A 26,997-nucleotide genomic window follows, 5' to 3' on the forward strand; every position below is an offset into this window, starting at 1 on the left:
ACAATGTCACGCGACTTCACACTCTTCACCGGCCAGTGGGCCGACCTGCCTCTCGAAGAGGTCTGCCGCCTCGCCCGTGACTTCGGCTACGACGGACTCGAACTCGCCTGCTGGGGCGACCACTTCGAGGTCGACAAGGCCCTCGCCGACCCCTCCTATCTGGCGGGCCGCCACCAGCTCCTCGACAAGTACGGCCTCAAGTGCTGGGCGATCTCCAACCACCTGGTCGGCCAGGCCGTCTGCGACGCCATCATCGACGAACGGCATCAGGCGATTCTGCCCGCCCGTATCTGGGGCGACGGCGACGCGGAGGGCGTACGGCGGCGGGCGGCGGCCGAGATCGCCGACACCGCGCGGGCCGCCGCCGCTTTCGGCGTCGACACCGTCATCGGCTTCACGGGCTCCGCGATCTGGCACCTGGTAGCGATGTTCCCGCCGGCCCCCGAATCGATGATCGACCGCGGCTACCAGGACTTCGCCGACCGCTGGAACCCGATCCTCGACGTCTTCGACGCCCAGGGCGTGCGGTTCGCCCACGAGGTCCACCCGAGCGAGATCGCCTACGACTACTGGACAACTCAGCGCGCACTGGCGGCCGTTGACCACCGTCCCGCTTTCGGCCTGAACTTCGACCCCTCCCACTTCGTGTGGCAGGACCTCGACCCGGTCGGCTTCCTGTGGGACTTCCGCGACCGGATCTACCACGTCGACTGCAAGGAGGCCCGCAAGCGGCTCGACGGCCGCAACGGCCGCCTCGGTTCACATCTGCCCTGGGGCGACCCGCGCCGCGGCTGGGACTTCGTGTCGGCCGGCCACGGCGACGTCCCCTGGGAGGACGTCTTCCGCATGCTGCGCTCCATCGACTACCAGGGCCCCATCTCCGTGGAGTGGGAGGACGCCGGCATGGACCGGCTCCAGGGCGCCCCCGAGGCACTGACCCGCCTCAAGGCGTACGACTTCGACCCGCCGTCGGCCTCGTTCGACGCGGCGTTCGGCAGCAACGACTGAGCCGTTTCCGGCTGTTCCGCTTCCGACTGTTCCGGGGTGACGGCGCACCCCGGCGTATCGCACCCGCAGGTACCACGAGCCGCACCCGCATGTACCACGAGCTTTCGTTCTGGAGGCATTCGTGCACGCCAAGATCAGCACCACCCGCACCGGTAGAAACAAGAGCCGCAGACGACACCCCGGATTCCGCAGAGCGCTCGCCCTGATCACGGGCGCTCTGCTCGCCGGAGCGTCCCTGACCCTGGTCGCGCCCCAGGCCGGCGCAGCCGTCGCCGAGCCCGCCGCGGTCGAGGACTTCCAGCAGGTCACCCTCGCCAAGGGCGAACCGGAGGTCGGCGAGCCCATGTCGCTCGCCGTCCTCCCCGACCGCTCGGTCCTGCACACCTCACGCGACGGCGAACTCCGCATCACCGACGCCGCCGGAAACACCCGGCTCGCCGGCCAGCTCGACGTCTACTCCCACGACGAAGAGGGCCTCCAAGGCATCGGCGTGGACCCGCAGTTCAGCTCCAACCGCTTCATCTACCTTTACTACGCACCCCCGTTGAACACCCCGGCGGGCGACGCCCCCGAGACGGGCACCGCGGCCGACTTCGCGCCCTTCGACGGCGTCAACCGGCTCTCCCGGTTCGTCCTCAACGCCGACGGCACCCTCGACAACGCCAGCGAGAAGAAGATCCTCGACGTGCCGGCCTCGCGCGGCCTGTGCTGCCATGTCGGCGGCGACATCGACTTCGACGCGGCGGGCAACCTGTACCTGTCGACGGGCGACGACACCAACCCCTTCCAGTCCGACGGCTTCACCCCCATCGACGAGCGCGCGAACCGTAACCCGGCCTTCGACGCCCAGCGTTCGGCCGGCAACACCAACGACCTGCGCGGCAAGATCCTGCGCGTCAAGGTCAACGCCGACGGCTCGTACTCCGTCCCGGACGGCAACCTGTTCGCCCCCGGCACGGACCGGACGCGCCCCGAGATCTACGCGATGGGCTTCCGCAACCCGTTCCGCTTCAGCGTCGACAAGGCGACCGGCATCCTCTACATCGGCGAGTACGGCCCCGACGCGGGCGCCGCCGACCCGGCCCGAGGACCCGCGGGCCAGGTCGAGTTCGCCCGCGTCACCGGCCCCGGCAACTTCGGCTGGCCGTACTGCACCGGCGCCAACGACCCCTACGTGGACTACGACTTCGCGACCAAGGCCTCGGGCGCCGCCTTCGACTGCGCCGCCCCCAGGAACACCTCGCCCCACAACACCGGCCTGACCGACCTTCCCCCGGCGCAGCCCGCCTGGATCCCCTACGACGGCGCGTCCCTACCGGAGTTCGGCGACGGCTCCGAGTCACCGATGGGCGGGCCCGTCTACCACTACGACCCCTCGCTTGACTCCCTGGTCAAGTTCCCGGAGGCGTACGACGGCGACTTCTTCGCCGGTGAGTTCGGCCGCCAGTGGATCAAGCGGATCAGCAGCGACGCCAACGGGACCGTGCAGTCCATCAACGACATTCCGTGGACCGGCACCCAGGTGATGGACATGGCCTTCGGGCCGGACGGCGCGCTGTACGTCCTCGACTACGGCGTCTCGTGGTTCGGCGGTGACGAGCACTCCGCCCTGTACCGCATCGAGAACGCCACCGACGGCCACTCCCCGGTGGCCCAGGCCGCCGCGGACGTCACCTCCGGACCGGCTCCGCTGAAGGTGAAGTTCTCCTCCGCCGGCACCTCCGACCAGGACGGCGACGCCCTCACGTACAGCTGGGACTTCGGCGACGGCACAACATCCACCTCGGCGAACCCCACCCACAAGTACAAGAAGAACGGGACGTACACGGCGACGGTGACCGTGAAGGACACCACCGGCCGCACGGGCGGTGCGAGCGTCCAGGTCGTCGTCGGCAACACCGCGCCCAAGGTGCTTCTCCAACTCCCGCAGGATGGGCAGCTGTTCGCGTTCGGCGACGCGATCCCGTTCAAGGTGAAGGTCTCCGACCGCGAGGACGGCCGGACCATCGACTGCACCAAGGTCGAGGTCACCTTCATCCTCGGTCACGACAGCCACGGCCACCCGCAGACCTCGGCGAACGGCTGCTCCGGCACCATCCAGACCAGCGCCGACGGCGGCCACGACCCGAACGCCAACATCTTCGGGGTCATCGACGCCCAGTACACCGACCTCGGGGGCGGCGGCCAGGCACCCCTGACCACCCATGACCAGAACGTCGTCCAGCCCACCCACCGTCAGGCGGAGCACTTCAACAACTCCTCCGGTACAGCAGTGAGTTCACGGGAATCGGCGAGCGGCGGCAAGACGGTCGGCGACATCGACAACGGTGACTGGATCGCCTTCAAGCCGTACGTCCTGAGCAACGCCACGTCGCTCACGGCACGCGTCGCCTCGGCCGGCGCGGGCGGCAAGCTGGAGGTCCGCGCGGGTTCCCCGACCGGCAGGGTGCTGGGCCGCGCGACCGTACCGGCGACCGGCGGCTGGGACACCTACCAGGACGTCACCGCGAGCCTGTCCCACGCCCCGCATCGCACGACGACGCTCTACCTGGTCTTCAAGGGAGCGGCGAGCGGTGATCTGTACGAGGTGGACGACTTCGCCTTCACCACCGGCTGAGGGGAGCGCGCCATGCGATCAACGGGACGAACAGGGTTAACTGTCACCGCTGTTGTGGGCACGGCTCTGCTCCTCGGAGGCATGTCGACCCCGGCCGCCTCCAAGCCCGCCCCACGGCACACCGACCGGGTGCTGGTCTTCTCCAAGACGGCGGCCTTCCGCCACGACTCCATCCCCGACGGCATCACGGCACTCAAGGAGCTCGGTGCGAGCGCTGGTTTCAGGGTCGACGCGACGGAGGACGCGGCGGCGTTCACCCCGAAGAACCTCCGCCGGTACGCAGCCGTCGTCTTCCTCTCGACGACCGGCGATGTACTGACGGACGGTCAACAAGGGGCGTTCGAGGGCTACATCCACCATGGCGGCGGCTATGTGGGCATCCACGCGGCGGCGGACACCGAGTACGACTGGGCGTTCTACGGCGGCCTGGTCGGCGCCTACTTCCAGGGCCACCCGGCGATCCAGCCGGCCCGGACGCAGGTGGAGGACCGCGCCCACCCGGCGACCTCGGGCCTGGGCACGGAGTGGAACCGTACCGACGAGTGGTACAACTACCGCTCCAATCCCCGCAGTTCGGTGCACGTCCTGGCCTCCCTCGACGAGTCGTCCTACACCGGCGGCACGATGAACGGCGACCACCCGATCGCCTGGTGCCAGAACTACGCGGGCGGCCGCTCCTTCTACACCGGCGTCGGCCACCTGTCGTCCGCGTACGCCGAACCGGCGCTCAGACAGCACCTGTTGGGCGGTCTGCGCTGGGCCACCGGCAGGGCACAGGCGGACTGCCGCCCGGAGAACGGCTACCAGTCTCTCTTCGACGGCACCTCGCGGGACGGGTGGAAACAAGCGGGCCCCGGCACCTTCACCGTCTCCGACGACGGCACGCTGACGTCGTCCGGCGGCATGGGCCTGCTCTGGTACGCCGGCCGGAGCTTCGGCGCCTACTCGCTGAAGCTCGACTGGAAGGCCCGCGGAGACGACAACTCCGGTGTGTTCGTGGGCTTCCCGCCCTCGGACGACCCGTGGTCGGCGGTCGACAAGGGCTACGAGATCCAGATCGACGCGACCGACACCCCCGACCGCACCACCGGGGCCGTGTACGGCTTCCGTTCCGCCGACCTGAAGAAGCGCGACCGCGCGCTGAATCCGCCGGGGGAGTGGAACACGTACGAGATCCGCGTGGAGGGCGAACGCCTCCGCGTCTGGCTCAACGGCGTACGGATCAACGATTTCACCAACACCGATCCGGCCCGCAGCCTGCGGGATGGCCACATCGGCATCCAGAACCACGGAGCCGACGACCAGGTGTCCTTCCGGGACATCCGCATCAAGGGACTCCCCGCGAACGCACCGGCGAGCCCGGCCGCCACGGCCGCCACGGGCCACTGAGCGGCGACGGGCGGAGGACGCCGGACCTCCGCCCGCCGCCTTCCCCTCCCCCCCCGTTCCCTTGCCACGCCTCCCCCTCGGCCGAAGGGAGCACCCCCATGACCCAGCCCCACCCCGGCCCAGGCACCCCGACGTCCGACAGCCCCCTCTCCCGCCGCGAGGGCGACTCCGTCCCGCGCGGCGGGGAGTGACCGATGCGCTTCCGCCACCCGGACGGCTCCCTCGTCCACCTCGCCTACTGCACCAACGTCCACCCTGCCGAAACCGTCAACGGCGTTCTCGCCCAACTCCGCGACCACTGCGAACCCGTACGCCGACGCCTCGGCCGCGACCGCCTCGGCATCGGCCTGTGGCTGGCCAGGGACGCGGCCCGCGCCCTGGTCATCGACCCCGCCGCCCTGCGCGGCCTGCGCGGCGAACTCGACCGGCGCGGCCTCGAAGTCGTCACCCTCAACGGCTTCCTCTACGACGGCTACGGCGCCGAAGAGGTCAAGTACCGCGTCTACAAGCCGGACTGGGCCGACCCCGAGCGGCTCACCCACACCACCGACCTGGCCCGGGTACTCGCCGGTCTCCTCCCCGACGACGTCACCGAAGGCAGCATCTCCACCCTGCCGCTCGCCTGGCGCACCCCCTACGACGACGAGCGCGCGACCACCGCCCTGACCGCCCTGGTCACCCTCGCGGAACGCCTCGACGCCCTCGCCGAACTCACCGGCCGCTCCATTCGTATCGGCCTGGAACCGGAACCCGGCTGCACCCTCGAGACCACCGCAGACGCCATCGCCCCGCTCAGCAAGATCGGCCACCACCGCATCGGCGTCTGCGTCGACACCTGCCACCTCGCCACTTCCTTCGAAGATCCGCACACCGCCCTGGACGCGCTCACCCAGGCCCGCGTCCCCGTCGTCAAGTCCCAGCTCTCGGCCGCCCTGCACGCCGAACACCCCCATCTCCCCGAAGTCCGCGAGGCGCTCGCCGCCTTCGACGAACCCCGCTTCCTGCACCAGACCCGCACGGCCACCGCCGCCGGCCTGCGCGGCACGGACGACCTGGGCGAGGCCCTCCACGGCGACGCCCTGCCCGACGCCTCCCCATGGCGCGCCCACTTCCACGTCCCGCTCCACGCGGCCCCCGCCGCACCCCTCACCTCCACGCTCCCCGTCCTCGAGTCCGCGCTGACCCGGCTCGTCGGCGGCCCGCACCCCCTCACCCGGCACCTGGAGGTCGAGACCTACACCTGGCGGGCCCTCCCGCCCGCACTACGGCCCCGCGCCCGCGCCCGGCTCGCCGACGGCATCGCCGCCGAACTCGCCCTCACCCGCGACCTGTTGACCGACCTGGGCCTGAAGGAACTGCCATGAGTCCCCGCCCGCCCACGAAGCCCCGACATCCAGAGGAGTTCCAGGCATGAGCCGCACCCACCACACGGACCCCGAACTCACCCACCGCCTCAGCAGACGAAACATGCTCGGTGTGGCCGCCGGCGCGACCGCCGCCGCGCTGCTGGGCGCAGCGGCCGCCCCTGCCGGGGCCGCCACCGCGACGGCTGCCCTTGGCCGGGGCCGGCCCGTCCTGCCGCCCGGCCGGCTCGGCATCCAGCTGTACAGCGTGCGCGACAAGGTCTCCACGCTGGGCTTCGCACCCGTCTTCGCCGAGCTGAGGAAGTACGGCTACGACGAGGTCGAGTTCGCCGGATACACCCAGGGCTCGGCGGGCCCCATCACCCTCGCCCAGCTCAGGCGACTGGCGCGCGACAACGGCCTGAACCCGATCGGCAGCCACGTCGGCTACTACGCCGACGACCCGAACGCGTACACCTTCGCGCAGAACCTCGACAAGGTTCTCGACGACGCCCAGGCCCTCGGCCTCAAGCACATCGGCACCGCCTCCGGGCCGTTTCGCTATGGCTCCACCGTCGACGCCTGGAAGCGGGCGGCGGAGGAGTTCAACACGTACGGCGCGGCGGCCAGGGCACGCGGCATGAAGTTCTACCAGCACAACCACTCCGACGAGTTCTCCTTCGCCACCGACAACCCGCGGGTCCGGCTCTACGACGTACTGCTCGCCGAGACCGATCCCGAGCTCGTGTACCTGGAGATGGACATCTTCTGGGCGTACTCGGGCCAGTTCCGCTTCTCCAAGCGCCCCGACGGCACCCCCGCGCCGTTCGAGCCGCTCGACTACATACTCAGGCAGCCCCACCGCTACCCGCTCTTCCACGTGAAGGACGGCGTGAGCGACCCGAGCAACCAGTACGGCTACCGCATGACCGACGTCGGCGACGGAGACATCGACTACCGGCGGTTCATCTCCGCCGTGACCCGCCTGCGCGGTGAGCGTCTGGCCCACCACTGGCAGGTCGAGCACGACAACCCGACCGAGTCCTTCACCTTCGCGCGCCGCTCCAGCGCGCACCTCCACTCGCTGCGCGAGAGGTGCTGACGGCGGCCGTGCAGAGGTGAGGGGGCCCTCCCGGAACCCCGCGAGGGCCCTCACAATCGTTGCGGTCCTGCCGGGCGCCGCCGCCGGGCCCCGCGAGCCCGGTCGGACCGCACGTCGCCGCCGGCGCGGGTGCCGCGTCCGTCGCCGCGCTGGAGGAGCTGGGCGCGGAGGGTGAGTGCGCCCTCGCCGTCGGCGACGTGGACGGCACGGTCGCCATGAACGCCCGGCCGCACGCGAAGATCATGGAGTCGACCGGCGCCACGGTCCTCGCCGAGCCGGCCGCGCAGGTCGAGCGACGGGTCGCGCTGGTACTGCACGCCGGTCGCCCGGCAGTCCGGACAGCAGTGGTGGATCGAGCACCGTGAGCTGATCGCGGCGATCGCCGACGGCGACGAGCGGTGCGCGACGGAGACCGAGGCAGCCGCGAGCGAGCGCCGGGCGCCCCGTAGTCGTGCGGTCGCTCTGGGTGAGAGATATGCAGGTGAAAGCCACTCCGAAAGCTTGGTATTGTTGGTCGTGCCGCTGCGGGGAACACCCCCGCGAAGCGGCAGACACCTTGTCCGGGTGGCGGAATGGCAGACGCGCTAGCTTGAGGTGCTAGTGCCCTTTATCGGGCGTGGGGGTTCAAGTCCCCCCTCGGACACACAGAAACAGAGGCACCCGCCTCCGGCTCACAGCCGGGAGCGGGTGCCTCTGTCGTTGCGCCGTCGGGGACCCGCTTCCGCCCAGGCCGGGCCCTTCGTGCGGGCCCGGCCGAGTGGCGGTGGCTCAGTCCCGCAGCCGGTCGAGCTGTCGCAGCTTGTTCGTCGCGTCCAGCGCCGCGACCTTGTAGGACTCCGCGAGCGTCGGGTAGTTGAAGACCGCGTTGACCAGATAGTCCACCGTGCCGTCGCAGCCCATCACGGACTGGCCGATGTGGATCAGCTCGGTCGCTCCCGTGCCGAAGCAGTGGACGCCGAGGAGTTTGCGGGTCTCGGGGCAGACGAGCAGTTTGAGCATGCCGTGGGAGTCGCCGATGATCTGGCCCCGGGCCAGTTCGCGGTAGCGGGAGATGCCCACCTCGAACGGGATGCTCTCCTCGGTGAGCTGGTCCTCGGTCCGGCCGATGAAGCTGATCTCGGGGATGGTGTAGATGCCGATGGGCTGGAGGTTGTGCATCCGGTCGACCGGCTCGCCGCACGCGTGGTACGCCGCCGCCCGGCCCTGCTCCATCGACGTCGCGGCGAGGGCCGGGAAGCCGATGACGTCGCCGACGGCGTAGATGTGAGGCACCTCGGTGCGGTAGTGCTCGTCGACCGTGATCCGCCCGCGCCGGTCGGCGGACAACCCGGCCTTGTTGAGGGCGAGTCCGTCGGTGAGACCCTGGCGGCCCGCCGAGTACATCACCGCGTCCGCAGGGATCTTCTTGCCGCTCTCCAGGACGGTGAGGGTGCCCCGGGAATGGCGTTCCACCGCCGCGACCGTCTCGCCGAAGCGGAAGGTGACGGCCAGGTCCCGCAGGTGGTACTTGAGCGACTCGATCACCTCGACGTCACACATGTCGAGCATCCCGGGGCGCCGCTCGACCACCGTGATCTTGCTGCCCAGGGCCGCGAACATCGATGCGTACTCCATGCCGATCACCCCGGCACCCACGATGACCATGGAACGCGGCACACCTTCGAGGTTGAGCACGTTGTCGGAGTCCATGATCGTGCGTTCGTCGAACTCGACGGTGTCCGGGCGGGCGGGCCGGGTCCCGGTGGCGATGACGATGTGCTCGGCGGTCAACAGCCGTTCGTTGCCGTTGACTTCGTCGACCGCAATGGTGTGGTCGTCGACGAAGCGGCCGCTGCCGGCGAACAGGGAGACGTGGTTGCGGGACAGCTGGTTGCGGATGACATCGACCTCCCGGCTGACCACGTGCTCGGTGCGCGCGGTCAGGTCGGCGACGGTGATGTCCTCCTTGAGGCGGTAGCTCTGGCCGTACAGATCGCGCTGGGTGAGGCCGGTGAGGTAGAGCACCGCCTCGCGCAGCGTCTTGGAGGGGATGGTGCCGGTGTGGATGGAGACCCCACCGACCATGTCGGGGCGGTCGATGACGGCGACCCGGCGGCCGAGCTTGGCTGCCGCGATGGCAGCCTTCTGGCCGCCCGGGCCGGATCCTATGACAAGCATGTCGAAGTCGGGCACCCTCGTGAGTCTGTCAGTCCGGGGCCACTGACCGAAAGGGTGAACGGGCAACTGCTGATCTCAACACCGCGCCTCCGGTGCTGTCTTGGGCTCAGGAAGGCTGCGGACTTGGGCTCAGGAGGGCTGCGGAGTAAGGCGTTTGAGGCCCTTGCGGTCGTAGTAGCGGGCCATCGCGAAGCCGAAGAGCAGGGCGAGCGCGGTGCCGACCGCGATCATGATCCAGGCGCGGGTCAGCCCCGCGTCCCCGCGGGCGTCGAAGTAGAGGATCGCGCGGGCGCCGTCCCCGAGTTGCCGCATGGGTTCGAAGACGGACAGGAAGCGGTAGAAGTCCGGCACCGCCTGGAGCGGGACCGTGGCCCCCGACGAGGGCAGGCCCAGGACGATGAACACGAACATCGACACGAGCTGCCCGATGCCGCCGAAGGCCGTGTTGATGGCCTGGACGCCGAGGCCGACCGCGAGGGTGGAGCAGTACGAGTACAGCCACAGCAGGGGCAGGTGAGCGGAGTCCATGTCGAGGATGCCGACGGTGGCGACCATGATCAGGGAGACGCTCAGGAGGGAGATCCCGGCGGTCATGCCCATCTTCAGCAGCAGCGTCTGGGTCCGGCTGATGGGCACGGTGGGCCGGCGCGTGTGCCAGGGGCCGATCTCGTTGTCGGCGTAGCCGAGGGAGGTGTCCACCCCGTTGCTGATGACGTTGGCGCCCAGGAATCCGGCCAGCACGAGCAGCAGCGTGTAGTAGAAGGTGCTGAGGCCGAGGCCGCTGTGGGTACCGATGGGGTGGCCGACCTGCGGGGTGACCGTGACCGGGTCGGCCAGCAGCAGCTTCGTCGTGGCGTTCGCCCCCCGCACACTCGCCGTCAGCTGCTTTCCGATGGTCTGCGAGGCCTGGTGCGCGGCCTGCGTGGTGATCTGGCTGGCGAGGGAGGAACCGAGGCTGCCCTTGCCGGGGTTGGTCAGCACCATCAGCGCCGGGCGGGCGGCGGCGTCGGTGCCGGTGAGCGCGGCGATCGAGGCGGTGAAGCCGTCGGGCACGACCAGCGCGCCGTAGAGCTTGCCCGCGTCCAGCTGGTCCTGGGCCCGGGCGAGGCTCAGTTCACGCCACTCGGCCTTGTCGCCGCCCGACGTGTCGGTGGTGATCGCCTTGGTGATCTGCGCACCCAGATTCTCCTTCTGCCCGGGCAGCGGCGCGCCCCGGTCCGCGTTGACGATGCCGATGGGCAGGTCGTGCAGATCGCGGTTGGGGCTCACGATGCCGCCCATGTAGAGCAGCGACAGCAGCAGCGCGAGCAGCCCGGTCAGGACGGTGGGCAGCAGCCACAGCTTGGGCCGCCCCAGCAGAGCGGTCGCACGCGCCTGGCCGCCGGTGGCGGGGGAGGGTGCGGGGGACGGTGATTCGGACGGGGTGTCGTCGGTTGCCATGGTTCTCCGGTGGCTCTGGAGCGGTTCGGGACCGTACGGGGAGACGGTCGTCGTTTCGGCGAGGTACCGGCGAGGTGCCGACGGGTTGCCGCCTGCCGGACCAGGATCGTGCGTACGGCGGCACAGCAGGGTCAGCGACTCGCCGAGCGGGAGACTACGTCCCCGGGGTGAACACCCGGCACGGCAGGGGGCCCTGTTCGCAGGACCGGCGTCGGCCGCCGCTCACGTCCGCGGTGAGCAGCCGGAGGGAATGGTCGAACTCGGCGCCGACTGAAGCCCGTTACCCAGCGGAGGACCGCCGCCTCACATGGCGTCGAGATAGTCCCGCAGTACCTGGGAGCGGGACGGGTGGCGCAGCTTGGACATGGTCTTGGACTCGATCTGGCGGATGCGTTCGCGTGTCACGCCGTACACCTGGCCGATCTCCTCCAGGGTTCTGGACCGGCCGCCGGACAGGCCGTAACGCAGGGAGATGATCCCGGCCTCCCGTGGGGTCATCTCCGCGAGGATGGACCGGATGGTCTCCTGGAGCAGCAGGAAGGTGACCATGTCCATCGGGGTGACGCTGTCGCGGTCCTCGATCAGGTCGCCGAACTCGCCGTCCCCGTCCTCGCCGAGGGTGGTGTGCAGCGAGACGGGCTCCTTGGTGTAGGCGGCGAGTTCCGACAGCCGCGCCACGGGGACGCCCGCCCTCTCCGCCAGCTCCTGCGGCGAGGGCTCCGTGCCGTGGTCCTGGATCAGCTCGCGGCGGGTGCGGGCCACCCGGTTGATGACCTCGACCAGATGCACGGGGATGCGGATGGTGCGGCCCTGGTCGGCCAGCGCGCGCGAGAGCGCCTGGCGGATCCACCAGGTCGCGTACGTCGAGAACTTGAAGCCCTTCGTGTAGTCGAACTTCTCGACCGCCCGGATCAGGCCCGTGTTGCCCTCCTGGACCAGGTCCAGGAACAGCAGCCCGCGGCCCGTGTAGCGCTTGGCGACGGACACGACCAGGCGCAGGTTCGCCTCGATGAGGTGGTCCTTGGCGCGCTCCGCGTCCTCAGCGAGGAGCTCCAGCTCCCGTTGGAGCGCGGCGGCCGCGGGCGGCTCATTTACCAGCTTGTACTGCGCGTACACCCCGGCCTCGATCCGTTTGGCGAGGTCGACCTCCTGCTCGGCGCTGAGGAGGCGGACGCGGGAGATCAGCCGGAGGTAGTCCCGCACCTGGTCGACCGAACCGCCCCCGGTGGCGAGCCGGGGGAGGGGAGCGTCGCTCTCGTCCTCGGCGGCCGGGTCGAACACGTCGGTCACCTCGGTGTCGGCCGCCATCGTGCTCACTTCCTCTCCAGGAGTGCACGCGGGAACGTCCCGTAGGGGAACGCGCCTGGACCGCCCCGTGTTCCGCAGTGCCCCGGGCAATCACCCGGCCGCCACAGCGTCAGCAGTCAGCAGTCCCGGAACTCCGGCGACTGGTTGAGGACCTGCGAGCGCGGCGAGGTGAAACGGGCGTAGGTCGCGCCGCTACGCGCGCCGGGGTGGAAGGCGGCGACCCGGTGGCAGTTCTGGAAGGCGAGCGCGATACCGAAGTGCCGCTCCAGGCTCCCCCGGATCGCGTCACTGGCGAGCGCCCGCAGCAGCTGACCGCGCTCCTGCTCCGAGGGCGGCGGGGTCTGGTTGTCGGCGAACTCGGCGGTTCCGCCCTGGAGTTCGGCGGCGAGATCGGAGATGAGGCGGTAGGCATAGGGGAGCGAGGTGCGGACGGTTTCGACGAAGGCGTCCTCAGGGATGTCACCCTGCTCGGCTTCGGCGAGGAGCTGGGGGGAGACGTCGAGCGACATGAAGGGGTGTCCTGTTCTCTGGTTCTCGTGCGGTCTCGCGCGGTCTCGTGCGGGAGGTCTCTTGCGGTCTCTTGCGTGTTGTTCAGGGGAGATGCGTGTGGTGCATGAGAGGCGTGGTGTTCAGGTGAGAGCGGAGGGCCCGTGCGTGAACTCGGGGTCCACCTGCTCGGCGAGGTCCAGGCCCGTCGCCCGGTCCGCCCACGCCCGGGCGTTGCGCAGATGGAACTCGACGGCGTGCCGCTGGAAGGTGGCCCAGTCCTTGGGCCGGGCGTCCACCGCGTCCCGGAGCAGGTTCAGGGCATGCAGGTTCTGCGCCTCCAACTCGCCCTGTTCGCGGCCCTGTTCGGCGGCGCGCACCCAACTGGACTGGACGAGGTGGGTGAGCAGGTCGTCGCCGGTCTCCTCCTTGAGGAAGAGCAGGTCGTCCTCGCCGGTGACCTTGTTGCCGATCACCGCGAGCGGAATCCCGAACTCGCGGGCGTGGTCGCGGTACTGGCGGTAGACGGAGACGCCCTTACGGGTCGGTTCGGCGACCAGGAACGTCATGTCGAACCGGGTGAACAGTCCGGAGGCGAACGCGTCCGCGCCGGCGGTCATGTCGACGACGACGTACTCGCCGCGGCCGTCGACGAGATGGTTGAGGTAGAGCTCCACCGCGCCCAGCTTGGAGTGGTAGCAGGCCACGCCCAGGTCGCTCTCCTCGAAGGCGCCGGTCGCCATCAGCGGTACGCCGCCCACGCGTTGGACGTGCCGCTGGTGGAGCTCGTCGTCGCCGAGCGGGCGCAGCAGCCGTGATCCCCGGCCGGCCGGGGTCGTCTTGACCATGGCCTCGCGCGACTCGATACGCGGGTTGGTGCCGCGCAGGAAGTCCTTGATGTCACCCAGGTGGGCGCTGAGTGGCGGCGCGGCGAAGGCCTCGCCGCCGACCGGATCGAGGGCCTGGGCCAGGTGCTGGTTGATGTCGCCGTCGATGGCGAGGACGGGCGCGCCGGAACGTGCGAGATGGCGGGAGAACAGGGCGGACAGCGTGGTCTTGCCGCTGCCGCCCTTGCCGACGAACGCGACGCGCATTACCGGGCCGCTTCTCGTTCTGCGGCAGCCGGCTTCCCGGCAGCTGTTTTGAAAATGAATGTCATGTGGCAAGTTTTTATGCGGCACCCGGGGTGCTGTCAAATCGCCTCGCCGCCAACTGGGCAGCGGTGGCGTGCAGTTGGCGAGCGTTTGTTCGATCAACCTAAATGCATATGATGTGCAGGTGCATGATTACTGCATCAGGACGGCAACGCCCGACGACCTCGACGGCGCGCGAGCCGTCATGCTCGACACCGTGTACCGCGATTTCGGCACGGGTTACGTGCCCCGCTGGCACGGCGACATCATCGACCCGGTGTCCGCCTACCTCGCGCCCGCCCGCCACACCCTCCTGGTGGCGGTCGACGAGCGCGACGCGAGCGTCGTGGCCACCGCCGCCCTCGACTCGCGCGGCCCCCTCCATCCGCCGAACCCGCGCCAGGTCGCCGAGTGCTATCCCTCGGGCGCCACCGCCCAGTTGCGCCGGGTGTACGTCCGTCAGGAGCACCGCAGGCGCGGTCTGGCCCGGCGGCTCGTGAGCGAACTGCTGGCCTTCGCCGCGGCCGACGGCGGCTATCGCGCCGTGTATCTGCACACGGATCCGGCGGTGGCCGGCGCCGAGGGGTTCTGGCGGTCGCTGGGCAAGGTCGTGCACGACGAACGTGGGGGTGCGGGCGGCGGGCAGAGCGTCCTGCATTTCGAGGTTCCGCTGACCCGGTGATCGTCGGGTGATCGTCGGGTGGCTGACCCGGGCTGGCTATTGGAAATGATTATCAGATACTCTCCGATTTCTGTGCGGGCCTTGTCCGCGCCATCCCACCCCACCCACCCCACCCTTCTTACGGAACTGAGGACCATGCGCACCCCCCGCCGTCGCCGACTGCTCGTCGGACTGCTGATATCCCCGCTGCTCACCGGCTGTTTCGCGGCCGGCGGCGCCGACAGCGACTCGTCCTCGAACGCCGGATCCGGCTCCCGGCTGCGCGTCGCGCTCGCCTTCCCGCCCACCGAGAACTTCTCCCCGTACGGCGCCGACGCCACCCTTCTCAGCCGCCTCGGCGTCACCGAGGGCCTCACCGCCCTGGACGCCAACGGCTCCCCGGCCCCCGCGCTCGCCGAGTCCTGGACCCGCGAAGACGACCGCACCTGGCTGTTCACGCTGCGCGAGGCCACCTTCCAGGACGGCACCGACGTCACCGCGGCCACCGTCGCCGCCGCCCTCACCCACGCCACCCGGGCCGAGCCCCAACCCGCCGCCCTCACCGGCGTCACCCTCACCGCGAAGGTCGCCGGCGACGGACGGATATCCGTCACCACCGCCGCGCCCGACCCCGTGCTTCCCCTGCGCATGTCCAGCCCCGCCCTCGCCGTGCTCGCGCCGAAGGCGTTCACGAAGAAAGGCGCCGTCGACCCGGTCGGCACCGCCACCGGACCCTTCGAGCTGACGAAGACCACCGGCACCACCGCGGCCACCCTCGACCGCTTCGACGACTACTGGGGCGGACGCGCCCAGGCCGCCGGTGTCGACGCCCGGTTCATCGCCGACGGCACCGCCCGTGCCAACGCCCTGCGCAGCGGCCAGGTCGACATCGCGGAGTCGATCCCCGTCGCCCAGGCCGCCTCCCTCGACAAGGCGACCCGCCGCGAGACCGCCACGGCCCGCACCGCCTTCCTGCACCTCAACACCAAGGCCGGCGCCTTCAAGGACGCGAAGCTGCGGGCGGCCGCCCGCGCCGCCGTGGCCACCGGCGCACTCGCCGACGGTGTCTACGAAGGCCACGCCGACGCCGGGAAGGGCATCTACGGCCCCGCGTTGAGCTGGGCCGAGGGCAAGCGCGTCCAGCCTGTCGGCCGCGCGAAGGCGGCGGCGCCCGACGACACCTCCATCACCCTCGCCACGTACGACAACCGGCCCGAACTCCCGGAAGCCGCACAGGTGTTGAAGCAGCAGCTGGAGAAGGCCGGTTTCAAGGTGACACTGGAGGTGCGGGAGTACTCGCGCCTCGAACGCGACCTGTTCGCCGGGAAGTTCGACGCAGCCGTCGCCGCCCGCAACACCATGCTCGACACCGGGGACCCTGTCTCCGTCCTCGCGAGCGACTACACCTGCGACGGCGGCAACAACCTCTCCCTGCTCTGCGACAAGAAGGTCGACCAGGCCGTCGCCAAGGCCGAGGGCATCGAGGACACCGCCGAGCGACAGGACGCGGCCATGGCGGCCGAGGCCCTCATCCTCGGCTCAGACGCCGTCGTCCCGCTGGTCCACCAGCGGATCATCACCGGCGTCGACGCCGGCGTACAGGGTGTGCTCCTCGATCCGTACGAGCGCACGCTGGTCGGTACCGGAACGCGGCGCTGACCCGTGCGGGGACATGTGGGCACCCTGGTGTGGCGTGCCCTGCTCGCCGCGCTGCTCGTGTGCGGGATCGGCCTGCTGCCCTGGCTGACCCGCACCGACCCGGCGCTCACCGTACTCAGGGCCCGGTCGGCGGAGCGCGAGGCGACCCCGGCCGTGCTCGCCGCCGTTCGGGAGCAACTCGGCCTCGAAGCAGGGCCGTTGAAGCTGCTCGGTGACTGGCTCGGCGGGTTGCCGCGCGGGGACGCCGGGCGGTCCTGGATATCCGGGGCCGAGGTCATGCCCGGCGTCGTCCAGGCGCTCGGCGCCTCACTGCTGCTGATGGCTGTGGCGCTCACGATCGCGTTTCTCGTCGCCGCGCTGGTGTGCGCGCCGACGCTGTGGAGCGGCGGGCGCCGGCGCGGCGGCAGCGGGTCGGCGATGGTCGCCGCGCTGCCCGAGTTCCTCACGGCGTCCGTACTGGCCACCGTCGTCGGCGTCCAGCTCGGCTGGCTGCCCGCCCTCGGCTGGTACGGACTCCAGTGGACGATCCTGCCCGGCCTCGCCCTCGGCGTGCCCGCCGGGGCGCTGCTCGGACGGCTCCTCGACGACCTGCTGCCCGGTGCCTTCACCGAGCCCTGGGCGCTGGCCGCCGCCGCACGCGGCATCCGCGCCCGGCGCATCGCGAGTCAGGCCGTACGGCGCTGCCTGCCCGCCCTGCTCCCGAACGCCGGGCTGTTCGTCGTCGGGCTGACCGGCGGCTCGGTCGCCGTCGAGCAGATCTTCGACATCCCCGGCCTCGGCCGCACCGCCCTCCAGGCCGCCGTCGCCCAGGACCTGCCCGTCCTCCAGGCCGGCACCCTCGCCCTCGTCCTGCTCGCGGCGGTCGCCGCGGGCGGCACCCGGCTGGCGGCCAGGCTGCTCATCGGCCCCGCCCTGCGCGACGGCGGCCTCTCCTCCCTGCACCGGCCCGCGCCGCCCGCCCGCCGCACCCCGCCCCTGCTGTACGCCGGTGTGCTGCTCGGTGTCGTCGCCCTCGGCCTGCCGCGCGACCCGCTCGCGCTGGACACCCGTGCCCGGCTCCAACACCCGTCCTGGGCACACCCGTTCGGGACGGACGCCCTCGGCCGCGATGTCCTCGCCCGCGTCGGGCACGGCGCCCTCGACACGCTGCTCCTCGCCGCCGCGATCAGCGCCGCAGCCCTCCTCATCGGGCTGCTCCTCGGGTTGGCACCCAGGCTGTCCGGACCCCTCGTCGACACCGTGAACGCGATACCGGCCGTACTCGCCGCGCTGCTCGTCACGGCGGTCGTGGGCAGCGGCGGTGCCACCCCCGCGCTCGCCGTGACCGCCGTCGCCTGGGCGCCGCTGGCCGCGCACACCGCCGCCCTGCTGGGCCAGGAACGGGCCACCCTCCATGTCGCGGCCACCCGGGGCCTCGGCGCCGACCGCTGGTACGTCCTGCGCCACGAACTCCTGCCCGCCGCGCTGCCCCCGGTCACCCGGCACGCCCTGCTGCGGCTGCCCGGTGTCGCCCTGGCCCTGGCCGCCCTCGGCTTCCTCGGCCTGGGCGCGCAACCACCGTCCCCGGAATGGGGGTTGCTCCTCGCCGAGAACCAGCCGTACGCCGAACGAGCCCCCTGGGCGGTCCTCGCCCCCGCCGCCGTACTCGCTCTGCTCGGCGCCCTGGCAGTCACCGCGGCGGGCCTGACGGTCCGCCGCCCCCGCCGAAAGCCGGCGCCGGCGACCCAACCGCGCCCGGAGGCACGAGAGTTGGCCTTCCAGTGATCACATCGTCCGCAGCCGTCGCCGAGGGAGGAACGCCTGCCTGGAGTGCCTGCCGGTGTTGCTCGGGGCGCGGCGGCGTGGGAGGAGCGTGACATGCCCGGCCGCCGTCGCGGAGAGGGTGCGTGCCCGGACGAGCCCGGCGCCGTCGCTCGGGACGCGGCGGCGGCGGAAGCCAGTGAGGGGCGCTCAACCGTGCCCGGAGACACGGGAGTCGGCTTTCCCATGATCACCCCCGCAACCGCCCTTCAAGGCAACGCGTCCGGCCGGACGCGGCTGTCGCCGTTGCTGCGGCTGCTGATCCTTACCCAACTCGCCTTCAACGTCGGCTTCTTCGCCGTGCTGCCCTTCCTCTCCGAGCATCTGGGGAAGGGCATCGGCATGGCCGGGTGGCTCGTCGGGTTCGTGCTCGGGCTGCGTACCTTCAGTCAGCAGGGGCTGTTCGTGGTGGGCGGCGCCCTCGCCGACCGGTACGGCCTCCGGCCGGTGGTGCTCGCGGGCTGCGCCCTGCGCATCGCCGGCTTCGCCTGGCTCGGCTACGCCGACTCGACCGCGACCGTCATCGGCGCCGTTCTCCTCATCGGCTTCGCCGCCGCGCTGTTCTCGCCCGCTGTCGAGTCCGAGGTGGCCCGGCAGGCCGTGGCCTGGGAGGAGCAGGGCAACGGCTCGCGCACCCGGGTTCTCGCGCTGTTCACCGTCGCCGGACAGGCGGGCGCCTTCGTCGGGCCGCTGCTGGGCGGGCTGCTGCTGTCCGTCGACTTCCGGCTGGTGTGCCTCGCGGGCGCCGGAATCTTCGTCCTCGTCCTCGCCGGGCACGCCGTGCTGCTCCCGCAGCACACACCCGGCCGGGAGCGCATCCGCGCGAAAGGGGGCGTGCGCACCCTGCTGGGCAACCGGCGATTTCTGGCACTCTGCTGCGCGTACGGCGCCTATCTGCTCGCGTACAACCAGCTGTACCTGGCGCTGCCCGACGAGGTGGAGCGCGCGACCGGCTCGCAGACCGCGCTGGCCTGGCTGTTCGCCCTGTCCTCGCTGCTCGTCGTGACCGCCCAACTGCCGGTCACCCGCTGGGTCGGCGACCGGTTCGCCCTGCGTCGCTCGATGGTCGCCGGGATGCTGCTGATCTCCGCCGGGTTCGCCGTCGTGGCCCTGGCCAGGCCCGCAGGCTGGACCGGCATCACCGGGCTGCTGCCCGCCGCCGGTTTCGTCGTCCTGCTCACCTTCGGCCAGATGCTGGTCGCGCCGGTGACCCGCGCCTGGGTGCCCGACCTGGCCGAAGAGGGCCGGCTCGGCCTCTACACCGGCGCCCTCTCATCGGTATCCGGCGCGATCGTGCTGGTCGGCAGCGCGCTGACCGGCACCCTCCTCGACACCGGGCTGCCCGCGCCGGTGCCCTGGCTGGTGCTGGCCGCCGTACCCCTCGCGGCGATCGCCGTCCTGCCGCGCCGGGCCTGAACCGTGGCCGGGGGAGTACCTCGAGAGTCTGGGCGGCAGGGCGGTGGGGCATGCCGAATTGGTAGCGTCACACCACTCGCGCCGACCGGCACGGGTGAGCATCGATCAGCGCCGCTGAGCACGGCCACGTACCACCCACGCACCACGCACGACGACCGTTGATACGCGTACGCGCTTTTGTACAGGGGGGCCTATGGCCACGATTCGCAGGGCAGTCATTCCCGCAGCCGGACTGGGGTCCCGGCTGCTGCCGCTCACCAAGGCGACACCGAAGGAGATGCTGCCCGTCGGTGACAAACCCGTCATCGAGCACACCGTCCGGGAGCTCGTGGCCTCCGGTATCACCGACATCACCATTGTGGTGTCCGGCGGAAAGGGCCTGATCCAGGACCACTTCCGGCCCAACCCCGGCCTCGTCGACCAGCTGCGCGCCGACGGCAAGGCCGCCTACGCGGACGCCGTCGAGGAGGTCGGCGAGCTGTCCCGGCTCGGCCACATCACCTACCTCGACCAGCACGGCCCCTACGGCAACGGCACCCCGGTCCTCAACGCCGCCCGCAACTTCGGCGACGAGCCGATGCTGGTGCTGTGGCCCGACGACGTGTTCGTGGCCGAGGTGCCGCGCGCCCAGCAGCTGATCAAGGCGTACGAGGCGACCAACTCGCCGGTCCTCGCGCTGATGCCGATGGACCCGGGCGACTCGCAGCGCTACGGCGTCCCCGTCGTCAAGGAGGACCTCGACGACGGTCTGCTCCGTATCACCGGCCTGGTCGAGAAGCCCCGCCCGCAGGACGCGCCGTCCTCGTACGCGGCCATCGGCGGCTACGTCATCACGCCCGGCATCATCGACGAACTGCGCGACCAGACCAAGCGCTGGTACGACCACCGCACCGGCGAGGTCTACCTCACCGACGCCATCAACGCCTACGCCGCGAGCCGGGCCGTCTACGGCCAGGTGATCCACGGCCGCTGGTACGACACCGGCAACCCGCTCGCCTATCTCACCGCCCAGTTCGCGGCGGCGCTCAACGACCCCGAGTACGGGCCGCATCTGCGCCGGATGGCGAAGGAGCTGGAGGACGAGGTGACCGGGGGAGGCGAGTGACTCCCCGGTCCCCGACCCGGGGGCTCTGCCCCCGGACCCCCGGGTCGCGCTGAACGCGCTCGTCCTCAATCGCCGGACGGGCTGGAGGGTGCGGCCGGTGTCTCAGCAGTCGCCGGACGGGCCGGATGGTGCGGACCGTGTCTCAGTAGTCGCGGGACGGGCTGGAGGGTGCGGCCGGTGTCTCAGTAGTCGCCGGACGGGCCGGATGGTGCGGACCGTGTCTCAGTAGCCGCCGGGCGGGCGGGCTGGATGGTGTGGCCCGTGTCTCAGTAGTCGCCGGACGGGCCGGATGGTGCGGACCGTGTCTCAGTAGCCGCCGGACGGGCTGAACGGTGCGACCGTGTCTCAGCGCGACACCGACTCCGGCACCAGCGCGCGGAGCTGCTGCTCGACCGAGGCGATCGACGCGAGGGGCGTCGTACGCGGGCGGGACGTGCGGTACAGCCACCGGACGTCCCGGCCGAACGACCAGACCAGCGTGCCCAGCGCCAGCGCGATGACGGCCTGGGTCGCCGCGAGGGGCAGGTAGCCGGAGGCGCCGAGCAGCAGCAGGACGCCCTGGAGGGCGGCCACGGTCTTGCGGGCGGTGCTCGGGGGGAGCGGGGCGTTCAGCCAGGGCAGGACGCGGGCGGCGGCCACGAACGCGTAGCGCATACCGCCGATCAGCAGGACCCACGGGCCGAGCGACATCGACACGTACACGCTGAGCACCAGGATCAGGAACGCGTCGACCTCCATGTCGAAGCGCGCGCCCAGCGTCGAGCAGGTACCGGTGCGGCGGGCGACCTTGCCGTCCACGCCGTCGAGTATCAGGGCCACGGCCGTGAGCCCGACGAACAGCGTGACCGGCGGTGAGCTCTCGAAGGAGTCGGCGACCAGGGCCGTCACCCCGCCGACCAGGGTCGCCCGGCCCAGGGTCACACGGTTGGCCGGGCCGAAGGACTTGGACCCGGACCGGTGCAGCGCGCGCGACAGGACGGCCCACGTGGCGATGGCGAACGTCAGTCCGGTCAGCCAGCCCGCCGGGCCCAGGCCTATCGCCGAGCCGAGCAGAACCAGCAACAGGACCTGCAGGCCTGCCCCCAGAGCCGTTTCCTGCTGGACGAGCCTCGCCTCGTACGTGTTGTTCAGGGCCACCGCGAGTCCTCCGCCGTATGTACAGAGTGGATCATGCCGCGTACTGTGCGCGGACTGTGCACATCGCAGTACGTGAACAACTTCCCAAGCGTTCAGGAGGACTCCGATGAAGCTCGCCGCACGAGCGTTCTGGCTCGCTTCGCCGGACCACGGAGAGATCCGTGACGTCGAACTGACGGAGCCCGGCGAGGGCGAAGTACTGGTACGCACCCTGTGGTCCGGGGTGAGTCGCGGCACGGAGACGCTCGTCTTCCGGGGCGGGGTTCCCGTCAGCCAGTACGCGGCCATGCGGGCGCCGTTCCAGGAGGGCGACTTCCCCGGCCCGGTCAAGTACGGCTACCTCAACGTCGGTGTGGTTGAGGAGGGCCCGGACGCGCTGGTCGGCCGTACGGTCTTCTGCCTCTATCCGCACCAGACACGGTACGTCGTGCCGGTGAGCGCGGTGACACCGGTACCCGACTCGGTGCCCGCCGAGCGCGCCGTCCTCGCCGGGACCGTGGAGACCGCGGTGAACGCCCTGTGGGACGCGGCGCCGCTGGCCGGCGACCGGATAGCGGTGGTCGGCGGCGGGATGATCGGCTGCTCGGTGGCCGCCCTGATCGCCGGGTTCCCCGGCGTACGCGTCCAGTTGGTGGACGCCGACCCCGGGCGGGCCAAGACCGCGGCGGCGCTCGGCGTCGACTTCGCGCTGCCGGGCGACGCCCTGGGGGAGTGCGACCTGGTCGTCCACGCGAGCGCGACAGAGGCGGGGCTCGCCCGCTCGCTCGAACTCCTCGCCGCCGAAGGCACGGTGATCGAGCTGAGCTGGTACGGCGACCGGCGCGTCAGTCTGCCGCTGGGCGAGGCGTTCCACTCCCGGCGCCTCACCGTCCGCAGCAGCCAGGTGGGCACCGTGTCTCCGGCCGCGCGGCCCGGCCGCTCCTACGCCGACCGCCTCGCCCTCGCCCTGGACCTGCTGGCCGACCCGGCGCTCGACGCGCTGATCACCGGTGAGTGCGCCTTCGAGGAACTCCCGGACGTACTGCCGAGGCTCGCCTCCGGGCAGACACCGGCCCTCTGCCACCGGGTCCGGTATCCGGACGCCGACTGACAGAATCCCTTGAACAAGCCTTGAACAAGCTGCCCTGGGCAGACGTACTACTCGGCATGTCCCCGCAGCGATCAGCAGGGGACAAGGCGTGCCGCACCTGGAGGGTCGTCCGTTGTTCAGCATCACCGTCCGCGATCACATCATGATCGCCCACAGCTTCAGCGGAGAGGTCTTCGGACCCGCGCAGCGCCTGCACGGAGCGACGTTCCTCGTCGACGCCACGTTCCGCCGCGAACAGCTGGACGAGGACAACATCGTCGTCGACATCGGCCTGGCCACCCAGGAACTCGGTGCCGTGGTGAGCGAGTTGAACTACCGCAACCTCGACAACGAGGCCGACTTCGCCGGGATCAACACCTCCACGGAGTTCCTGGCCAAGGTCATCGCCGACCGGCTCGCCGCGCGGATCGAGAAGGGCGCCCTGGGTGAGGGCGCGCGAGGCCTCGCGGGCCTGACGGTCACGTTGCACGAGTCGCACGTCGCCTGGGCGAGCTACGAGCGTGCCCTGTGACCGACACGACCCTCGACCGCGCGGTTCCCGTTTCCCCGGAGGCCCCCGCGGTCGCCCCGGCTCAGGTACAGGTACAGGCTCACGTGCAGAAGTCGCTCAACTACGTACCGGTGCAGAACGCGACCCTCAAGAACGCGGCGATCATCCCCATGTCCCTGCGCTCCGTGCACTTCGTGATGCCGGGCGGTGTCGACGACCCGGTCAGGCCGAGCGGCGGCAACGCCTACGACCGCCGGATCAGCCTCGATCTGCCCGGCTTCGGCTGGCAGGTCCACAAGCACGCCGTCGCCGGTTCGTGGCCCCGGCCCGGTGCGGACGCCCGCGCGGAACTGGCGCGGACGCTGCGCGACCTGCCGGACGGCACGGTCGTCCTGCTCGACGGACTGGTGGCCTGCGGGGTCCCCGAGATCATTGTCCCGGAGGCTGAACGCCTGCGCCTCGCCGTGCTGGTCCACCTCCCGCTGGGCGACGAGACGGGCCTCGACCCGGCCGACGCGGCGGAGCTGGACGCCCTGGAGCGGACCACCCTGAGGGCGGTCCCCTCGGTGATCGCGACCAGCGACTGGGCGGTCCGCCGTCTCGTCTCCCACCACGGACTCGCCCCGGACCGCGTCCACATGGCGGCCCCGGGTGCGGACATCGCGCCCCTCGCCTCCGGTACCGACGGCGTCTCCCGCCTCCTGTGCGTGGCCGCCGTCACCCCGCGCAAGGGCCAGCACCGCCTGGTCGAAGCCCTGGCCTCGGTGACCGACCTGCCGTGGAGCTGCGTCTGCGTCGGCGGCCTCGAACAGGACCCCGAGTACGTCGCCGAGTTGCGTGCCCTGATCGCGCGACACGGCCTCCAGGACCGGCTGACCCTGGCCGGCCCCCAGGCGGGCGCCCAGCTCGACGCCAGCTATGCCGCCGCCGACCTGATGGTCCTCACCTCCTACGCGGAGACATACGGCATGGCGGTCACCGAGGCCCTCGCGCGCGGCATCCCCGTCCTCGCCACCGACGTCGGCGGCCTCCCCGAGGCGGTCGGGCGCGCGCCCGACGGCGGCGTCCCCGGCATCCTCGTACCGCCGGAGAACCCGGCGGCGCTCGCCGCGGAACTGCGCGGCTGGTTCGGTGAGGCGGACGTCCGCCGCCGCCTGAAGGCAGCCGCGAGGGGCCGCCGGGCAGCCCTGGACGGCTGGGCGGCAACGGCACGGAGCCTGGCCGGAGTCCTGGGCCGGATCCCCTGGGAACCCCGGAGGGCCGCATGAGGACGGCGAGCGCGACAGCGGCTTCGGCCGCCGGATCGGTCTCCGCCCGGGGACCTCGGGTGGCCGCGCTGCGAAGCGCGGTCGGGGTACGAGGACGGATACCGGTCGGCGCCCCGAAGAGCGCCCCGAATAAGGTGACGACGTTCCCGGCTTCGGCCGGGTCGGAGCCCGGCCGCCGTGCGGCCGCGCTACGGAGTCTCGTGGGAACGCCGGGGCGAACCTCCCGGGACGCAAGGAGCGCGGCATGAAGAAGACGACGACGATCAGCGCTTCGGCGGCGTCGGAGATACAGCGACGGGGGCCGGTGACACCGGTGGACGCCAATTCCCAGCCCGCCGCCGGGATTCCGGCCCAGCCCACGCACCGTGACGTCAAGGCCGGCGCCGGGCCGGTGGGCCCGGGGGAGCGGAGCACGATCCGGCTGCGCGACACCGGACCCGACGACCCGCCCCGCTACGCCCCGGACTGGCTGGAGTTGCGCGAGGGCGCCGACGCCGCCGCGCGCTCCGTCGAACTGCTCGACCCGCTGCGCATCCGGCTGGCCAACCTGCCCGGAAAGGCGGGCGGGCGCGTCATCCACGACCTGGGCTGCGGCACCGGCTCCATGGGCCGCTGGCTCGCGCCCCGGCTCGACGGCGCTCAGCACTGGGTCCTGCACGACCGCGACCCCTACCTCCTGCACTTCGCCGCCGTGGCCTCGCCGCGCGCCGCCGCCGACGGCAGCCGCGTCACCGTCGAGACACGGCGCGGCGACGTCGCCCGCCTGACCTCCGACGCGCTGCTCGGCGCCTCGCTGGTCACCGCGTCCGCCCTGCTGGACGTCCTCACCCGCGAGGAGGTCGACGCCCTCGCCACGGCCAGTGCCGGAGCCGGCTGCCCGGCCCTGCTGACCCTGTCCGTGGCCGGCCGCGTCGAGTTCGCCACCCCCGACCCGCTGGACGGGGACATCGCCGACGCGTTCAACACCCACCAGCGACGGGCGGGACTGCTCGGCCCCGACGCGGTCACCGCGGCCTGTGAGGCCTTCGACCAGCGGGGCGCGACCGTGCACGTCCACCCCAGTGCCTGGCGGCTCGGCCCCGCGGAGGCCGCGCTCACCGCGGAGTGGCTGCGCGGCTGGGTCGCGGCGGCCGTCGAGGAACGCCCGGCACTGAAGTCCCGCGCCGACACCTACCTCGCCGAGCGCCTGGAGGCCTGCGCGGCCGGGGAACTCCGGGTCGAGGTCCACCACAGCGACCTCCTGGCCCTGGCCAGGCCGACGAGCGGGACGACGTCATGACCGTCCGGACGGTCGAGACGGCGGGTGCAGTACTGATCGGAGGCGCGCCAGCGCCCCGAAAGGGGCGCGGGGCCGTGTCGATCAGCGGCTCCGCCGCGATGGGGGTCCCCCCGATCGAGCGAAGTCGAGAGTGGGGGAGCGACCAGCCCCCACCGGCCCGCAGTCAACGAACCGCTCATCCCGCGGCGCGCTCCTCAGCGGGCCGCGCCGGAGTCATCGGCTTCGTCGGCGACAAGGATCCCGGGACCCCGGCGTCCCCGAGCCGGCTGCGCCGCGCCGGCCGAGCGCTGCGGCCGCATCTCGGCACCCTCGCAGGCGTAACGATTCTCGGCGTCCTGCTCTGGCGCCTGGGCACCGGCGTCTTCCTGGACGGGCTGCGCCGCATCGACGTACCGACGCTGTTCGTCGGCCTCGGCATCGGGCTGCTCACCACGGTGTTCAGCGCCTGGCGCTGGGCGCTGGTCGCCCGCAGCCTGCGCATCGAGCTGCCGCTCCTCCCGGCGGTCGCCGACTACTACCGCTCGCTGTTCCTCAACGCGGCCCTCCCCGGCGGCGTCCTCGGCGACGTGCACCGCGCGGTACGGCACGGCAAGAGCGCCGGTGACATGGGGCGCGGGGTCCGCGCGGTCGTCCTCGAACGGGCCGCCGGACAGGTTGCGTTGATAGCCGTCGGCGGAGCGGTGCTGCTCACCCAGCCGTCGCCGGTACTGGCCGAGGCCCGCCGGGTCGCCCTGGTGGCGGCCGTCGCCGCCTTGGGCGCCGTCGCCGTCCTCGTCGCCGTCCGCATGAACCGCGCCCCGAGGGTCGCCGCCCGCAGGACCCGCGCCCTGCGTGCCGCGCTCACCGAGGCCCGCGGCGCCCTGCTCTCCCGCGAGAACCTGCCGGGCGTGGCGCTCTCCTCCCTCGTCATCCTCTCCGGACACCTCGGGATGTTCGTGGTCGCCGCCCGGGTCGCCGGATCCTCGGCCTCCGTCGCGCAGTTGCTGCCGATAGCCGTACTGGCGCTGCTGGCGATGGGCCTGCCGCTGAACGTCGGCGGCTGGGGCCCCCGCGAGGGCGTCACCGCCTGGGCGTTCGGCGCGGCGGGGCTGGGCGCCAACATGGGGCTG

Annotated in this window: 20 protein-coding genes, 1 tRNA gene and 2 pseudogenes; 17 read left to right on the plus strand and 6 right to left on the minus strand. The window is 71.6% G+C overall.

Translation table 11 applies throughout. The annotated features are described in order from the left end of the window. The first annotated feature begins 3 nt into the window (after positions 1–3). The 7 genes and pseudogenes from ADL01_RS04730 (at position 4) to ADL01_RS04760 (ending at position 8,102) form a co-directional block, all read left to right on the plus strand. The gene (locus ADL01_RS04730) at positions 4–1,008 is read left to right on the plus strand and encodes a sugar phosphate isomerase/epimerase family protein (RefSeq protein WP_053740604.1); all 1,005 of its coding nucleotides are present in this window, start codon (positions 4–6) and stop codon (positions 1,006–1,008) included. Positions 1,009–1,129: 121 nt separating this feature from the next. After that, entirely contained in the window at positions 1,130–3,625 is a 2,496-nt protein-coding gene (locus ADL01_RS04735) for a PQQ-dependent sugar dehydrogenase (RefSeq protein ID WP_053740605.1), read from the plus strand. A 12-nt stretch (positions 3,626–3,637) separates the two neighbouring features. Beyond that, a complete protein-coding gene (locus tag ADL01_RS04740) occupies positions 3,638–5,014 on the plus strand; it encodes a ThuA domain-containing protein (protein WP_053740606.1) in 1,377 nt (458 codons plus the stop codon). A 194-nt stretch (positions 5,015–5,208) separates the two neighbouring features. Then, on the plus strand, positions 5,209–6,378 hold the full coding sequence (eboE, locus tag ADL01_RS04745) for a metabolite traffic protein EboE (RefSeq protein WP_053740607.1): 1,170 nt from the start codon (positions 5,209–5,211) through the stop codon (positions 6,376–6,378). A 46-nt stretch (positions 6,379–6,424) separates the two neighbouring features. Continuing rightward, a complete protein-coding gene (locus ADL01_RS04750) occupies positions 6,425–7,459 on the plus strand; it encodes a sugar phosphate isomerase/epimerase family protein (protein WP_053740608.1) in 1,035 nt (344 codons plus the stop codon). A gap of 116 nt (positions 7,460–7,575) precedes the next feature. Then, positions 7,576–7,891: pseudogene (locus ADL01_RS04755) on the plus strand (FCD domain-containing protein); the annotation flags it as partial. A 126-nt stretch (positions 7,892–8,017) separates the two neighbouring features. Then, a tRNA-Leu gene (locus ADL01_RS04760) sits at positions 8,018–8,102 on the plus strand. Positions 8,103–8,227: 125 nt separating this feature from the next. Here ADL01_RS04760 and sthA read toward each other — a convergent pair. The 5 genes from sthA to ADL01_RS04785 form a co-directional block, all read right to left on the minus strand. Then, entirely contained in the window at positions 8,228–9,631 is a 1,404-nt protein-coding gene (sthA, locus tag ADL01_RS04765; protein ID WP_053740610.1) for a Si-specific NAD(P)(+) transhydrogenase, read from the minus strand. A 114-nt stretch (positions 9,632–9,745) separates the two neighbouring features. Continuing rightward, a complete protein-coding gene (locus ADL01_RS04770; RefSeq protein ID WP_053740611.1) occupies positions 9,746–11,056 on the minus strand; it encodes a DUF3533 domain-containing protein in 1,311 nt (436 codons plus the stop codon). Between the two features lie 303 nt (positions 11,057–11,359). Continuing rightward, positions 11,360–12,364, minus strand: a complete 1,005-nt coding sequence (locus tag ADL01_RS04775) for an RNA polymerase sigma factor (protein ID WP_053740612.1) — start codon at positions 12,362–12,364, stop codon at positions 11,360–11,362. A gap of 116 nt (positions 12,365–12,480) precedes the next feature. Next, positions 12,481–12,873, minus strand: coding sequence for an SCO5389 family protein (locus ADL01_RS04780; protein WP_053740613.1), 393 nt, complete (start codon positions 12,871–12,873; stop codon positions 12,481–12,483). Positions 12,874–12,993: 120 nt separating this feature from the next. Continuing rightward, complete coding sequence (locus tag ADL01_RS04785) at positions 12,994–13,944, minus strand: ATP-binding protein (protein WP_053740614.1); 951 nt, start codon at positions 13,942–13,944, stop codon at positions 12,994–12,996. 184 nt (positions 13,945–14,128) lie between these two features. On the opposite strand from ADL01_RS04785, the gene ADL01_RS04790 reads away from it, so the two are divergent. The 5 genes from ADL01_RS04790 (at position 14,129) to ADL01_RS04810 (ending at position 20,624) form a co-directional block, all read left to right on the plus strand. Then, positions 14,129–14,665 carry a GNAT family N-acetyltransferase gene (locus ADL01_RS04790; protein ID WP_053740615.1) on the plus strand — a complete coding sequence of 179 codons (537 nt, stop codon included), beginning with the start codon at positions 14,129–14,131 and terminating at the stop codon, positions 14,663–14,665. A 135-nt stretch (positions 14,666–14,800) separates the two neighbouring features. Next, on the plus strand, positions 14,801–16,303 hold the full coding sequence (locus tag ADL01_RS04795; RefSeq protein ID WP_053740616.1) for an ABC transporter substrate-binding protein: 1,503 nt from the start codon (positions 14,801–14,803) through the stop codon (positions 16,301–16,303). Between the two features lie 3 nt (positions 16,304–16,306). Next, positions 16,307–18,067 (plus strand): ABC transporter permease subunit, encoded by a 1,761-nt coding sequence (locus tag ADL01_RS04800; protein WP_053740617.1) that lies wholly within the window; start codon positions 16,307–16,309, stop codon positions 18,065–18,067. 222 nt (positions 18,068–18,289) lie between these two features. Then, the gene (locus ADL01_RS04805) at positions 18,290–19,519 is read left to right on the plus strand and encodes an MDR family MFS transporter (protein ID WP_053740618.1); all 1,230 of its coding nucleotides are present in this window, start codon (positions 18,290–18,292) and stop codon (positions 19,517–19,519) included. Between the two features lie 193 nt (positions 19,520–19,712). After that, positions 19,713–20,624: a UTP--glucose-1-phosphate uridylyltransferase gene (locus tag ADL01_RS04810; RefSeq protein ID WP_053740619.1), complete on the plus strand. Its 912-nt coding sequence runs from the start codon at positions 19,713–19,715 to the stop codon at positions 20,622–20,624. A 345-nt stretch (positions 20,625–20,969) separates the two neighbouring features. On the opposite strand, the gene ADL01_RS04815 is transcribed toward ADL01_RS04810, so the two are convergent. Next, complete coding sequence (locus ADL01_RS04815; protein WP_053740620.1) at positions 20,970–21,761, minus strand: CDP-alcohol phosphatidyltransferase family protein; 792 nt, start codon at positions 21,759–21,761, stop codon at positions 20,970–20,972. A gap of 106 nt (positions 21,762–21,867) precedes the next feature. Here ADL01_RS04815 and ADL01_RS04820 point away from each other — a divergent pair, with 106 nt between their 5' ends. The 5 genes and pseudogenes from ADL01_RS04820 to ADL01_RS45760 all read left to right on the plus strand — a co-directional run. Then, positions 21,868–22,851 (plus strand): dehydrogenase, encoded by a 984-nt coding sequence (locus tag ADL01_RS04820; protein WP_053740621.1) that lies wholly within the window; start codon positions 21,868–21,870, stop codon positions 22,849–22,851. Positions 22,852–22,963: 112 nt separating this feature from the next. Next, positions 22,964–23,362 carry a 6-pyruvoyl trahydropterin synthase family protein gene (locus ADL01_RS04825; RefSeq protein ID WP_053740622.1) on the plus strand — a complete coding sequence of 133 codons (399 nt, stop codon included), beginning with the start codon at positions 22,964–22,966 and terminating at the stop codon, positions 23,360–23,362. Continuing rightward, entirely contained in the window at positions 23,359–24,609 is a 1,251-nt protein-coding gene (locus ADL01_RS04830) for a glycosyltransferase (RefSeq protein ID WP_053740623.1), read from the plus strand. Before ADL01_RS04825 ends, ADL01_RS04830 begins: the two co-directional genes overlap by 4 nt. A 244-nt stretch (positions 24,610–24,853) precedes the next feature. Next, the gene (locus ADL01_RS04835) at positions 24,854–25,888 is read left to right on the plus strand and encodes a trans-aconitate methyltransferase (RefSeq protein ID WP_234354496.1); all 1,035 of its coding nucleotides are present in this window, start codon (positions 24,854–24,856) and stop codon (positions 25,886–25,888) included. Positions 25,889–25,986: 98 nt separating this feature from the next. Further along, positions 25,987–26,988: pseudogene (locus ADL01_RS45760) on the plus strand (lysylphosphatidylglycerol synthase transmembrane domain-containing protein); the annotation flags it as partial. Positions 26,989–26,997 lie beyond the last annotated feature (9 nt).

The sequence above is a fragment of the Streptomyces sp. NRRL WC-3618 genome, from assembly GCF_001280005.1.
In the GTDB taxonomy this organism is placed as follows: domain Bacteria; phylum Actinomycetota; class Actinomycetes; order Streptomycetales; family Streptomycetaceae; genus Streptomyces.